16 protein-coding genes are annotated in these 12431 nt (G+C 69.7%); 12 read left to right on the top strand and 4 right to left on the bottom strand.

Features of this window, described 5'->3' with window-relative positions:
* Positions 1-3: 3 nt before the first annotated feature.
* The gene (locus ACA514_RS36955) at positions 4-3621 is read right to left on the bottom strand and encodes a protein kinase (RefSeq protein ID WP_375045931.1); all 3618 of its coding nucleotides are present in this window, start codon (positions 3619-3621) and stop codon (positions 4-6) included.
* A gap of 183 nt (positions 3622-3804) precedes the next feature.
* Here ACA514_RS36955 and ACA514_RS36960 point away from each other — a divergent pair, with 183 nt between their 5' ends.
* Positions 3805-4719 (top strand): HNH endonuclease, encoded by a 915-nt coding sequence (locus ACA514_RS36960; protein WP_375045932.1) that lies wholly within the window; start codon positions 3805-3807, stop codon positions 4717-4719.
* A 25-nt stretch (positions 4720-4744) separates the two neighbouring features.
* Here the strand turns inward: ACA514_RS36960 and ACA514_RS36965 are convergent, their stop codons facing one another.
* Positions 4745-5233 (bottom strand): hypothetical protein, encoded by a 489-nt coding sequence (locus ACA514_RS36965; protein WP_375045933.1) that lies wholly within the window; start codon positions 5231-5233, stop codon positions 4745-4747.
* A gap of 216 nt (positions 5234-5449) precedes the next feature.
* On the opposite strand from ACA514_RS36965, the gene ACA514_RS36970 reads away from it, so the two are divergent.
* The 4 genes from ACA514_RS36970 to ACA514_RS36985 are packed head-to-tail and all read left to right on the top strand — an operon-like array spanning position 5450 to position 6619.
* Complete coding sequence (locus ACA514_RS36970) at positions 5450-5755, top strand: multiprotein-bridging factor 1 family protein (protein ID WP_375045934.1); 306 nt, start codon at positions 5450-5452, stop codon at positions 5753-5755.
* A gap of 23 nt (positions 5756-5778) precedes the next feature.
* Positions 5779-6258 (top strand): DUF5753 domain-containing protein, encoded by a 480-nt coding sequence (locus tag ACA514_RS36975; protein ID WP_375045948.1) that lies wholly within the window; start codon positions 5779-5781, stop codon positions 6256-6258.
* Positions 6255-6440, top strand: coding sequence for a DUF397 domain-containing protein (locus tag ACA514_RS36980; RefSeq protein WP_375045935.1), 186 nt, complete (start codon positions 6255-6257; stop codon positions 6438-6440). The genes ACA514_RS36975 and ACA514_RS36980 overlap by 4 nt, the downstream gene beginning before the upstream one ends.
* On the top strand, positions 6437-6619 hold the full coding sequence (locus tag ACA514_RS36985) for a DUF397 domain-containing protein (RefSeq protein ID WP_375045936.1): 183 nt from the start codon (positions 6437-6439) through the stop codon (positions 6617-6619). Before ACA514_RS36980 ends, ACA514_RS36985 begins: the two co-directional genes overlap by 4 nt.
* Before the next feature lie 36 nt (positions 6620-6655).
* Here the strand turns inward: ACA514_RS36985 and ACA514_RS36990 are convergent, their stop codons facing one another.
* Complete coding sequence (locus ACA514_RS36990; protein WP_375045937.1) at positions 6656-7234, bottom strand: dihydrofolate reductase family protein; 579 nt, start codon at positions 7232-7234, stop codon at positions 6656-6658.
* A 202-nt stretch (positions 7235-7436) separates the two neighbouring features.
* Here ACA514_RS36990 and ACA514_RS36995 point away from each other — a divergent pair, with 202 nt between their 5' ends.
* The 6 genes from ACA514_RS36995 to ACA514_RS37020 all read left to right on the top strand — a co-directional run bounded on the left by ACA514_RS36995 (position 7437) and on the right by ACA514_RS37020 (position 11573).
* Positions 7437-7739 (top strand): hypothetical protein, encoded by a 303-nt coding sequence (locus ACA514_RS36995; protein WP_375045938.1) that lies wholly within the window; start codon positions 7437-7439, stop codon positions 7737-7739.
* Between the two features lie 71 nt (positions 7740-7810).
* A complete protein-coding gene (locus ACA514_RS37000; protein WP_375045939.1) occupies positions 7811-8392 on the top strand; it encodes a hypothetical protein in 582 nt (193 codons plus the stop codon).
* A 10-nt stretch (positions 8393-8402) separates the two neighbouring features.
* A complete protein-coding gene (locus ACA514_RS37005) occupies positions 8403-9044 on the top strand; it encodes a hypothetical protein (protein ID WP_375045940.1) in 642 nt (213 codons plus the stop codon).
* Positions 9044-10123: an XRE family transcriptional regulator gene (locus ACA514_RS37010; protein ID WP_375045941.1), complete on the top strand. Its 1080-nt coding sequence runs from the start codon at positions 9044-9046 to the stop codon at positions 10121-10123. Before ACA514_RS37005 ends, ACA514_RS37010 begins: the two co-directional genes overlap by 1 nt.
* A 446-nt stretch (positions 10124-10569) precedes the next feature.
* Positions 10570-10950, top strand: a complete 381-nt coding sequence (locus ACA514_RS37015; protein ID WP_375045942.1) for an STAS domain-containing protein — start codon at positions 10570-10572, stop codon at positions 10948-10950.
* A gap of 26 nt (positions 10951-10976) precedes the next feature.
* Positions 10977-11573 (top strand): GAF domain-containing protein, encoded by a 597-nt coding sequence (locus tag ACA514_RS37020; protein ID WP_375045943.1) that lies wholly within the window; start codon positions 10977-10979, stop codon positions 11571-11573.
* Positions 11574-11711: 138 nt separating this feature from the next.
* Here the strand turns inward: ACA514_RS37020 and ACA514_RS37025 are convergent, their stop codons facing one another.
* A complete protein-coding gene (locus ACA514_RS37025; protein ID WP_344276555.1) occupies positions 11712-11939 on the bottom strand; it encodes a hypothetical protein in 228 nt (75 codons plus the stop codon).
* A gap of 256 nt (positions 11940-12195) precedes the next feature.
* Here ACA514_RS37025 and ACA514_RS37030 point away from each other — a divergent pair, with 256 nt between their 5' ends.
* On the top strand, positions 12196-12399 hold the full coding sequence (locus ACA514_RS37030) for a cold-shock protein (protein ID WP_024936225.1): 204 nt from the start codon (positions 12196-12198) through the stop codon (positions 12397-12399).
* Positions 12400-12431: the final 32 nt, after the last annotated feature.

Here is a 12431-nt window from a genome sequence, read left to right on the forward strand (position 1 = left end):
GGGTCAGCAGGTCCTGCGGTACGGGATGTCCTGGACGTACTGGGACCATTCGCGCCGGGACAGCGCCCCCGTGCGCTTGCAGAGATCGGCCTTGAGGAGGCGCGGCGCGACGGTGTGCGTGACGAGCTTTCCGTCGTCGCCGGCCACGCTGTAGAGCCGGGTGCCGTCCGCGCTGAAGGCCAGCGACTCGATCACCGCGTCGATCGAGGACGTGGTGTGCCCGGTGAGCGCGAGCCCGAGCCGCCGCTGGCTCTGCACGTCCCACAGGTCGATCTTGCCCTTCATGTCGGCGGTGGCGAGCAGGCGGCCGTCCGGCGAGACGGCCGCGATCGGGGTCTTGCCGTCCGGCGTCGCGACGGGGGTGCCGATCTGCTTGAGCGTCCGGGCGTTCCAGAACGACAGCGACCGCTGGTCGACGCGGTCCTGCACGGTGACGAGGGTGTCCTTCGTGCCGATGGCCTGCACGGTCGTCGCGAGCGAGTTCGGCGGCGCCAGGGTCTTCCCGGACGGGAACGCGACCACGCCGAGGTCGTTGGCGGAGATCACCCGGCGGCCGTCCCGGCTCCACACGATCCTCATCTCCTCGGAACCGTCGGACGAGGCGGTGCGCTGCGCGGCCTGCGCCTGCCCGAGGCGCCGCCCGGTGGCGGTGTCCCAGAACTGCAGCGTGGTGGGCTGCTCCGGCGAGTCCGCGTTCGCCGGGGTCTGCGGCCCCGCGAGGGTGAGGGTGGCCAGGGACCGGCCGTCCGGGGAGAACGACGGCACGGGCCGGCGCGTCAGCCCGTCCGGCGGCAGCTTGATGGTGGTCCGCTTCGTCCGGGACCGGACGTCCCAGATCTCGACCGTCCCGTCGTACTTGAGGAGGGCGAACTGCCGGCCGTCCTGGGACAGCGAGAACCGGTCCCCCTTGTATTCGAGGTCGACGGTGACGGGCAGGCTCGGCCGCTGCCTCCTGGTGGCGGTGTCCCAGATCTTGACGGCGCGGTTGTAGGGCAGCGGGTCGACGGTCGCCAGCGTGGACCCGTCGAGGCTGATCGCCGAGTCGCCGTGCGCCAGCGCCACCTGGGCGGGGCGCACGAACGCGGCCACGTCGATCGACCTGATCCGGCCCTGCGAGTCGACGCAGCGCAGGCTCAGCCCGTCGGCGCTGAACCGGGTGGAGTTGCACATGTCGTCCGGCTTGTAGGCCAGGGCGGGCGGCTCCGAGATGCCCGGTTCGGTGCTCCACATCATCATGTCGGACGCGATGAACCGCCCGTCCGGGCTGAAGACGGTGTCGGTCTCGAGGTCGTTGTACCCCTTCGGCCGCACCAGGGTCGTGCGCTCCTCGCCGGTCTTGACGTTCACCACCGTGATGCCGTGCCGCTGCCCGTCGACGTCGGTGGCCGCGAGGTACCGGCCGTCGGGGCTGTAGGTCAGACGGGACGTGCTGCTCAGTTTCTCGAGGACGCGGGGCACGCGGATCGGCTTGAAGGTGCGCAGGTCGCGCCCGGTCAGCTTCCAGCCGCGCTTGCCTTCCGGGGAGATGCCGAGGAGCGTCGTCTCGTCCGGGGAGACGACCGGGCCCTGGATCGAGTAGCTCTCCTTGGCGGAGAACAGCGTCCGACCGGTGGCGGTCTCCAGCACTCTGACCGTTCCGTCGTGGGTCGCGATGAGCCGCGAGCCGGTGGGGCTGAACCCCAGGCCGTCCCCCAGCGTGTGCTTGAACGGCAGGACGGTGCGGGCCCCTGTGGCGGTGTCCCAAAGCGTGAGGGTGCCGTCCGCCTGGAGGCTCAGCAGGCGCTTGCCGTCGAGTGTCAGCCCGAGGCCCTTCAGCTCCGCGCCGGGCACCCTCAGGGTCGGCCCCGCCTTCTTGGTCCCCGGATCCGTCAGGACGACGGTGTTGCCCTTCCACCACCCGACCAGGCCGCCCGTGTCGGGGGCCAGCGTGTTCCATCCGCCGTCGACGCCGGGCGGCCGGTAGATGTCCTGCTCCCACTGCGTCCCGAGGGTCAGCAGCGCGTCGCGCGTCTCGAAGGTGTCCCCGCCGAGGGCGGACGCGGCGACGGCCAGCCTGCGGGCGAGGACCGGATCGGTCCGGCGCAGCTGCACGGCCCGCGTCGCGAGCTGCCGCCCGACCGCCGCGTCGCGCTGCTGGGCGACGGTCGCGTTGGTCTTCCTCAGGTTGCGGCTCTGGACGGCGACGGCCGCGCCCGCACCCAACGCCAAAACCAGCAGGACGGCCAGGGTGATGGTGACGGCCGCCCGCGTCCGGGCCCGGTCGCGCGTCTGCCGGACCGACGCGTCCAGGAACGCGCGCTCGGCCAGGTTCAGCGTGAGCTGCCGCCGCCCAACGGACGCCCAGGCCAGCGCCTCGTCCAGCGCGGACCCCTGGTACAGATCGGCCTGCTTGCGCCCGTTCGTGTTCCACAGCCGCGCGGCCCCCGCCAACGCCTGATGGACTGCGAGCCCATCGCGTTCCGCATTCACCCAGTCGGCGAGCCGAGGCCACGCACGCAGCAGCGCAGGCGTGCCGATGGACACCAGGGCGCCGTCCCTCTGCAAGAGGCCCGCCTCGCAGAGACCGTCCAGGACCTCCTGCATCCCACGTTCGCTCGTGGACCCGTCAACGAGGTCGCCCAGCGGGACCGGCCGCAGCGCACCCTGGGCATCCGACGGCGCCGCCACCATCCTGAGAAGCACTCGCGGGACGGCCTGCTGCGCCTCCCGGTCGAGCCGTCCGTAGACCTGCTCGGCGACGTCCCCCAGCGAGGGCGGCAACGTCACCGACGGCGGCTCCCCCTGCCCGGCCGCCCTCGTCCCCGCCTCCAGCGCGTCACCGGTCACCCCGCTGAGCAGGCCGTCCAGGACGTCCTGCGCGCTCGGACGCTGTTCGGGATCCTGGCTGAGCGCCGCCTCCACCAGCCCCCGCAGCGGCTCCGCCAGCACATCGGTCTTCGGACGCTCGTTCAGGATCTGGTGGTGCAGGCTCGCCATCGTGTCGCCGTCGAACGGCGGCCTTCCGGTCGCGGCGAACAGCACGACCGCCGCCCACGCCCACACGTCCACCGCCGACGTGGCCCGCTTCCCGCGGAACGACTCCGGCGCCATCCAGCGCGGCGTCCCCTTCAGCGCACCCGTCGCACTCCGCGACATCTCATCCGTCTTGGCGATGCCGAAGTCGATGACGCGCGGCCCGTCGGGGCCCAGCAGCACGTTCGCCGGCTTCAGGTCCCGATGAATGATCCCGGCCCGATGAATGGACGCCAGCGCCGTCGCGATCCCGATGGCGAGCCGATGCAACTCGTCCGGCCCGTACGCCCCCCGCTCCCCGACCCATTCGGCCAGGTCAGGACCCGGCACGTACTCGCTGACGACATAGGGCGGCGCACTGTCGAGATCCGCACTGATGATCCGCGCCGTGCAGAACGACGCGACCCGCTGCAGGGTCGCGACCTCCTTGCGCAACCCGTTGCGCAGCGCCTCGTTGACCGTCTCGGGGTGCAACGCCTTGACGGCGACCCGGCGCCCCTGGACGTCGTACCCCTCGTAGACAACGCCCTGCCCTCCGGCCCCCAACCGCCCGGCGAGCCAGTACCCGCCGAGCTGCCGGGGATCGCTGTCCAAGAGAGAAACGGGCATGCCGGCATCCTCCGCAACCGGGACGCCACCCGGCGCCCTAGAGAACGCCAGAATATACAGACACTCATGTTCTTTTGCCGTGCCACGTCCCCGATGTGACCCACCGCATCCCCGAGAGCGCACCGTTCACCTCCCGGCCGGCACCCCCTGGCGCGTCAGGTCACGAAGTAGTAGAAGATTCACATGAGTCAGCTGGAGGCCAAGGGCTTCGACGGACGCCTGCGCAGCGCTGCGATGGCCTGGCTCGACCGCCGGTGCACGCCCGATAATCCGGTCGTCGAGCGCCGGGAACTCCTCGGTTTCGAGTTCGAGGGCCGGCGCGTCCCGCTCGTCGACAACCAGCTCGGCATCCGCAAGCCGCAGGGGCTGACGGCGGCGCTATCCATCCTGACGACGTACACATCGGACGGCCGGCGCGCACCATACGAGGACGCTCTCGGCCCGGACGGTTTCCTCAGATACAAATACCAAGGAAACCCGCAGCACTACACGAACAAGGGCTTACGGGAGGCACACACCCTCGAAGTGCCGCTCATCTGGTTCTTCGGCGTTCAACAAGGGCTGTACTTGCCGTTCTACCCGGTCTGGATCGTCGCAGACGAACCGGCCGAGTCACAGGTCGCGGTCGCCCTCGACGAATCGCAGGCCAATCTGGCCGGACATGCGTCCTTGAGCCCCTTGGAGCGCAGATACTCCGAACGGATCAGCAGGCAGCGCCTCCACCAGCCCGTGTTCCGGCAAAGAGTGATCCGCGCCTACGACACCAGCTGCGCAATGTGCCGCCTGCGTCACGCCTCACTCCTCGACGCCGCGCACATCATTCCCGACAGAGAGGAACGAGGCCTGCCGGCCGTCTCGAACGGGCTCTCCCTCTGCAAGATCCATCACGCCGCGTACGACGCCAACATCCTGGGCATACGACCGACCCTCACCATCGAGGTCCGCACTGACATCCTCCAGGAAGTGGACGGCCCGATGCTCAGACACGGCCTCCAAGAGATGAACGGAGTGACCCTCACCCTCCCAAGGCGGCAAATCGACCGTCCAGACGTGGAAGCCATCGAACAACGCTACGAAACCTTCCGCAAAGCAGGATGACCATCCAACAGACGTCGGGGAACGCCTATTCTCGGTAACCCTCGTGGTAACCGGTGAGGATTTCGACGATGTCATGGAGGTCGGCCATGGGACGGCGGACACGTGAACCGTCCGGAGCCGAGTAGGTCAGATGCGTCGGCTCCACCCAGACGTTGACCTCGGCGCCGGCCACCGGAACGGTAACCAGGGAAACACCTCGGCCATGACGATGCTCGACGTTGCGAACGCCACGGCCGGTGAGGGTTTCGGCGAGATGCCGGGCGGCCAGGGTCGGCGGGGCGGTCAGGCGTGGGTTCGGCCAGGAGGTCCGGAGAAGGAAGGCGCACCAGACGGCTTTCCCCGGGCGGCCGTCGCCAAGCCTTGATCGGGATCGATGGGCTCCCCAGCCGACGCCGAGCATGCTGACGATTCCGATGCCTCTGCCGTGCTCGTCGAGCAGGTCGCGCGGACCGGCGTCCGGGAACGAGCTGCGGCAGGTGTCGAAGACCGAGACGACCAGCTGACGGACGCGCACGTCGCGTCCGCGGGCAGCCGCCAGGCGCACATTCCACCAAGAGCTATTTCCGTCGGATGACCGACAGAAATTTGTCCGAGCCGCGTTATCTGCACCATTTTGAACCGTCCTCGCAGGTCACAGGTTCCTTGCTTCTGCCCCCACAGAGTGCGCCTGCCGCCCTAGCATTTTCCTGTTCCCAGGAACTTCTGGAAGTTCGATCGCATGGAGGCCAGCATGAACATCAACGAGCCGCCGGATCCACGATCTTCCATGTGGGCCTGGATCGCCTACTCACTGCGCTTTCACCGCATGCAGCGCGGTCTCACGGGAGACGCCATGGCCAAGCTGCTCAAGTGCTCGTGCTCCTCAATTTCCAGACTGGAGAACGGGGAGGCGAAGCTGGACGAGAAGCAGGCGGCCACCCTGGACGCGGCCTGGAACACCGGCGGCCACTTCACCCTCCTTTCTAGTATGCCCGGCAAGGTCATGATCCCAGTTGGTTCAAGGCCTTCACGAGCTTCGAAAGCCGAGCATCACTGACGAAGCAGTACAGCGGCCAACTCATCCCTGCCCTTCTCCAGACCCCCGCTTATGCGAGAGCGCTGCTCACCGCAGGCAGGGAGAAAGAGATCGAGACGGCGGTCAAAGATCGCCTGAAGCGGCAGTCGATCTTGGAAAGAGAACCTCCCACGGAGTTGTGGGTGCTACTTGCCGAGACGACGCTCGAAGTCACCGTGGGCGGAGAGCAGGTCATGCGAGAGCAACTCGCCAGGCTCGTGACGATGTCGACCTTTCCGCATGTCACTCTGCGAGTCGTCCCGAACTCGGCGGGCGCGAATCCCGGGTTGGACGGTTCGTTCAAGATCATAAAAGTGAAAGAAGGTGAGGTGGCCTTCGTCGAGGCACCGAACGGTGGGCGACTGGTCGCAGAGGTCGCGGAGGTCGAGACCTTCAAGCTTCGATTCGACCGCATCGGGGCGGTTGTTCTACCCGTAGACTCCTCACGAACCCTCATCAAGCAGTACATGGAGGCCATGACGTGACTTCCCCGACTTGGCGTAAGAGCAGTCACTCGACGGAGGGCACCAGCGCCCAATGCGTTGAGGTTGCCCGCCTCGATGGCGCCATTGGGATTCGCGACGGCAAGCTGCCTCACCACGCGCATCTGGTGCTCGCGACCGCAGAGTTCGCTGCTGTGCTAAGCCGCCTCAAGGACGCGAAGTGACAACGGATCCATGGCGTAAGAGCAGCAGGAGTACCAACCAGGGCGGGGAATGTGTCGAGGTCGCTGCGCTCTCCAACGGCATCGGAGTGCGGGACAGCAAGAACCCCGACGGCGGCCACCTCGCCCTTGCTCCCGGGCGGTTCGCGGCGCTCGTCCGGCACTTGAAGGGCCTCGACTGACGCAGTGGCGCGGGGCATGCCTCGTCCCTGCTGAGGTCACGGGTGCAGGGTGGGGTGGTAGATGAGTTCTTGGGTGTGGCCGTCGAGGGTTCGGCTTTCGATGAGTTCGAGGTCGAAGTCGGCGGCGCCGCCGAAGACCGGGTCCAGGCCGGTCTGGCCGGTGATGACGGGGAACAGTGTCACCTGGACGCGGTCGACCAGGCCGGCGGCCATCAGGGCGCGGTTCATCGCCAGGCTGCCGTGCGAGCGCAGCGGTACGTCGGATTCCTGCTTGAGCCGGGCGACGACGTCGACGGCGTCGCCGCTCGCGACGGTCGCGTCCGGCCAGTCGAGGGATCCTTTCAGCGTGGTCGACACCACCGTTGCCGGCAGGTTCCTCATGCGGGTGACCCAAGGGTCGCGCACGTCAGAGTCCTCGGTGCTGGAGGCCAGCATCTGCGCGAACGCCCGATATGTGTTGGCCCCGAAGATCATCCGCTGTTCCTCGCTGTACAGGGCGAGGCGGTGGTCGAGCAGTTCGGGGCCCTGCTTGCCCCAGTAGCCGGTCCAGTTGCCGCCGGCGGCGCCGAAGCCGTCCAGGCTGGAAAAGACGTCGAATGTGTAGGTAGCGGTCATGAGGCTCTCCTCGAGTGCGTCTGATCGTGTGTTGGCATACAGACCGGGTGCTACGGCGAGACTCATCGGCCTTGGGCTGCCCGGGGGGTTGATTGAGTGGGGATTTTGGGGTTTTGAGGGCGGGTGGGGCGGTGGCGGATCAGCATGGGGGCGATGTCGGTTCGTGGGCGGGTCGTCCGCCCGGAGCGGGATGGTGATGGGTGTGACTGAGGTCGAGGGGATTGAGCAGGACGTGCCCGAGCCGGTTGCGGAGGGGTCCTGGTTGGGGCGGGGGGTTGCGCTTTTCACGCCGGTGTTCGCTGTGGCCGCCGGGTGGTTGGCGGGGGTCGTCGCGCAGCTGGTTCCGGGTGCTGATCTGGACGAGACGCAGGTGGCGTCGTTCATGGTGGCGGCGACCACGGCGGCGCTCGGGTCCGGGTGGAAGTGGTTGCAGGGGTGGCAGCAGCATGAGCGGCTCGTCGCCGAGGGGAAGGCCACGCCGGTCAAGATCAGGGCGGTGAAGTAGGGCCCGCCCGTTCGGCCGGTCGGCGCTTCTTATGCTGGGGGCGGAGCGTCGGCCGGAGGGCGGTGGTCGGGGTGGTGTCGGTCGAGGAGTTGCAGAAGTTGTCGGCCGAGGAGCGGGCCGAGTTGCTGCGGGCGCTGATCGCGCTGAGTGACGAGGATCCGCTGGAGCAGCCGCGGTATCGGCGGCGCCGGGGATTGGTGCTGGTCTTTCTGGTGGCGTGTTGTGCGTGGCTCATCCCGTGGACGGTCGTGCTGGGGTTCACGTTGCCGCAGCACTACAAGGCGGGTCAGTGGGCGGCCGCGTGGATCGGGTTCGACGTCGCTTTGACGGCGGCGTTCGCGTTCACGGCGTTCGCGGTGTGGCGGCGGCTGCAGATAGCGATCGTGGGGCAGATCGTCACGGGGACGTTGCTGGTGTGCGATGCGTGGTTCGACGTGATGCTGTCGTGGGGGTCGGGCGAGCTCGTGGTCAGTGTGGTCACGGCGTTGCTCGGTGAGCTGCCGTTGGCGGTGTTGATGTTCATGGGGGCGCGGGCGCTCGTGTTGACGACCGTCCGGGCGTTGTGGGTGCGGGAGGGACGCGTGGGGCCGGTGCCGCGGTTGCGGGAGGTCCGGCTGTTCACCATCGGACGTTCTGTCGGTGGCGGCTTCTAGGGTTCGGGGTGTGAGCGAGGAGACCCTTGTCTGGGGGGAGCTGCGGGCCGGTGGGTTCCTGCACGGGGTGCGGGAGGCCCACCGGGAGGCGACGCTGGCCGTGTTCGGAGGGCTGAGCCGGGCGGCGGGGTTCACGGAGCGGTCCTACGGGGTGACCGCGTTCGATGTGCTGACGTCCTGGATCGACCGGGTCTTCGAGGGCGACCGAAGGGTGGTCCGGGACGATCTGAACGGGTCGCCCGGGTGGCGGTACGGGAAGTATCGGGTGCTGTTGAAGCGGCACGAGTTCGGGGCGGTGCGGAAGATCCGGTGGGACCGGGACAGTCCCACCAAGCAGGCCGTCGCGCGGCAGGAGTACGCGGACGACCGGCAGCTCGCGCTCGACATCGGGTTCGGCGGCGACACGCCCGAGGTCGTGACGCTGGTGCTCGCGCACAGTGCGAGCGACGAGCCATTGGAGATGGAGCTCTTCCTGGGGCGTCCCCGGTGGAACGCCGATGGCGGGACGGCGTGGCACTGGGTCCGGGAGCTGGACGACGCGCTTGGAGGTGATCCACGCCGTAAGCTCGTCGAACGGACGATGCCGCTCTGGGACGACGAGGCCGACGTCCCCATGCGGCTGCGCGGAGAGACGAGCACTGAAACGGCATAGTGGACGATGAGCGAACGGCTCGGCGGGTCGCCGAGGCGCGGCTGCTGTTCGACTGCGAGCGGCTGACGCTGGCCCGGCGGCTCAGGGGGCTGCGCAAGAACCAGCTCGCGCAGGCCGTGGGGAGCACGCCGCGGGCGATCGGGCAGTACGAGGCGGGGGTGCAGCGTCCCGAGGACGGTGTCGTGTCGCGGCTGGCCATCGCCCTGGGGGTGCCGGTCGAGTTCTTCCGTTCCGGGCGCGGTGCGGTGTCGCTGGACGGCGCGCACTTCCGGTCGCTGAGGTCGACCAGCCAGATCGAGCGTGATCAGGCCCTGGCGTACGGGCGGATCGCGGCGGACGTGGTCGCGGCGCTGGAGGAGTTCGTCGATCTCCCGGTGGTGGACCTGCCGGAGTACGTGGTGTCGCCGGACGAGATCGCGGGCGGCGGCCCGGTGGAGGCGGCGCGGGTCGCGCGGAAGGCGCTGGTCGACGGGCCAGGGCCGGTGCCGCACGTGGTGCGGACGCTGGAGGCGCAGGGCGTGGTGGTGCTCGTGCTGCCCGACGCGGCCGAGCGGGTGGACGCGTTCAGCGTCGGCCTGCATCCGCGTCCGATGGTGTTCTTCAACCCGGCGAAGGGCGACTACTGGCGGAACCGGTTCGACGGGGCCCACGAGCTGGGGCATCTGGTGATGCATGCCGACGCCGAACCGGGCGGGAAGATCGTCGAGGACCAGGCGCACCGGTTCGCGGCGGAGTTCCTGATGCCGGCCGAGGAGATCGCGGGCGAGCTTCCCCGGTCCGCCGACTGGGACCGGTTCGGCGAGCTGAAGGCGGAGTGGGGCGTGAGCATCGCGGCGCTGCTGTACCGGGCCCGCACGCTGCGGGTCATGGACGAGGGCGCGTACCGCACCGCGATGGGCGCGCTGAGCTCGCGCGGGTGGCGGCGGCAGGAGCCGGGGCCTGTCCGTGCGCTGGAGCAGCCGACGATGCTCACGCGGGCGCTGGAGCTGGTGGCGGTCGCGGGCCTGGACCGGGACGGGCTGGCCGAACGCGCCCGCGTCACGCGAGCCGACCTGGACCTGCTGGTCCCTCACCGCTGACCGCGGGCAGACCTGGACCTGCTGGTCCCGCGCCGCTGACCGCGGGCCGATCCGGGCCTGCTGGTCCCGGTGCGGCCGGCCGCGGGGCTGTGGCCTGCGGGTGCGCGCGTTCGCGGCGCCGTCTTCGGGCCTCGGCCCGTGCGCGAGCCACGGCCGCCGGCGGCGGGTAGGCGTAGGCTGGGGCGCGAACGAGGGGTTTTCGATGCCGGCGGCCAAGCCCGCGTCCCCCTGGTTCCCCGTTACTCGGTCTCCCCGGGAGGCCAGACAGGTACGGCGCGCATGACGCCGCAACACGATTCCGTCCGCACCCGGACGTGCACCTGCCACGCCGCGGCCGGCATCGGCAGCGTCAAGAGGCCGTCGCGTGGACGCGACGCCGCCGCCCGCTGATCCCCGTGCCTTCTGCCGGGGACCGGCGTCCACAGACCTTCGGATCGGAGATCCACATGCCCACTGGCATCGCCTCGCCCGAGGCCGGGCTGAGACATGAACAGCTCGCGGACCACACCCTCATCGCCCTCAGCGGCGAACTCGACATCGCCTCCGCCCCCTCACTGCGGGAACGGCTGCGCGCCGCGCTGGAGGACTCCGGAGCGCACGTCGTCATCGACCTGTCGGAGGTGACGTTCTGCGACGTGTCCGGGCTGGCGCTGCTGGTCGGTGCGCGGCGCCGGACCGCGCCGGACGGCTCCCTCGTCCTCGCCTCGCCGCGCCCGCAGCTGGCCCGGCTCCTGCACGTCACCGGGCTCGACCGGGCGTTCACCGTCCGGCCGGCCGGTGGTGCCGTGCCGATCGCGCTGCCCCGCTCCCGATCGGCCGCGGCCTGAATGTCCGAGCGCGTGAGGAGAGCGGCATGAGCGAAGATCTGGCGACGAGTGCGTGGGGCCCGCCGGGGGCGTCCCGGGACGCGGCGGACGAGCAGCGGTTCGCGGCGTCGTTCGAGCTGATGACGGCGGTGCTCGGCGGCGCGCGGCTGCCGGACCTGCTGAACCTCGTGGCGGCGCAGGCCAGGGCGCTGGCGCACGTCCCGCTGGCGTTCATCGCCCTGCCCGTCGAGGACGGCAACATGCTCCGGATCGACGTCGCGGACGGCACCGACGGCGACCTGGTGCGCGGGCTGACGGTCCGCCGCGGCCGGTCGATGCTCGGCCGGGCGTTCGCCTCCCGCCGGGCGCTGTCCGCGCGGATCGCCGCCGATCAGACGCTGAGCCGGCTGCCGCCGGGCCCGATCCTGATCCTGCCGCTGGAGACGGGCGAGACCACGCGCGGGGTGCTGGCCGTGCTGGGACGCCCCGGCGCGCAGCCGTTCGGGCCGGCGACCGCCCGCCAGCTGCTGCTGTTCGCCGACATGGCGGCCCGGCTCGTCGAACTCGCCGAGGGGCGCCGCACGGACGAGGCCGACGGCGCGCATCTCATCGACGGTCGTCCGCCGCAGCCCGGGCGGATGTGAACGACGCGGACGCGGACGCGCCCGCCGTGAACGGGGTCCCCCTGGGCGGGGACGCGCGGGCACGGCACGGGTTCCGGGTAGATCTTTTGCCGGCCGCGCGCGGGGGCTCCCGCCGTGGCCGGGTTTCGCGGACGGGTCTCAGAGCTTGAAAAGCTTGGCGAACGGGGCGAGAATCCGGACTTTGCGCGTCCCGAAGTCGACGAGGACGGCTCGTCCGGCCTCGACCTCCAGGACGCGGCCGAGGCCGTACTTGTCGTGGGTGACCTGGTCGTCGGGGGCGAACTCCTTGGCGGGCGGAGCCGCGGGCGGAGGCGCGAAGGGGCTGGTGGGCAGGTGTCGCCGCTGGGCGGGCCGGAAGGGTTTCATTCCTGCCAGTATGCGCCCCGTCGCGGGTGCACGGGGAGCCTCCCCGCGAGTTGCGGGCAAAAATCGGCGTCCCGGTGCCGTCCACGGAATCATGTGGTAGCGTGTAGAAAGTTGCGGTTCCCATAGACATGTATGTGCGCCTGACGGTTCCACCTCGGGCGCATTTTTTGTTGTTCTGGATCTTCCGGATGGGCCATCGCGGCGTCCGGCCCGCACAAGGTGTGCGGACCGGGAACCGACCCAGAAGGAGGCGGCCATGGCCACCGGTACTGTCAAGTGGTTCAACGCGGAAAAGGGCTTCGGCTTCATCGAGCAGGACGGCGGCGGCGCCGACGTCTTCGCCCACTACTCCAACATCGCGGCCCAGGGCTTCCGTGAGCTCCAGGAGGGCCAGAAGGTGTCCTTCGACATCACGCAGGGCCAGAAGGGCCTGCAGGCGGAGAACATCGTTCCCGCTTGATCTCGGACCGGGCGGCGGGCCGGCTGTAAGGC

Origin of the sequence: Actinomadura sp. NTSP31 (genome assembly GCF_041951385.1) — a bacterium.
Lineage (GTDB): Bacteria > Actinomycetota > Actinomycetes > Streptosporangiales > Streptosporangiaceae > Spirillospora > Spirillospora napierensis.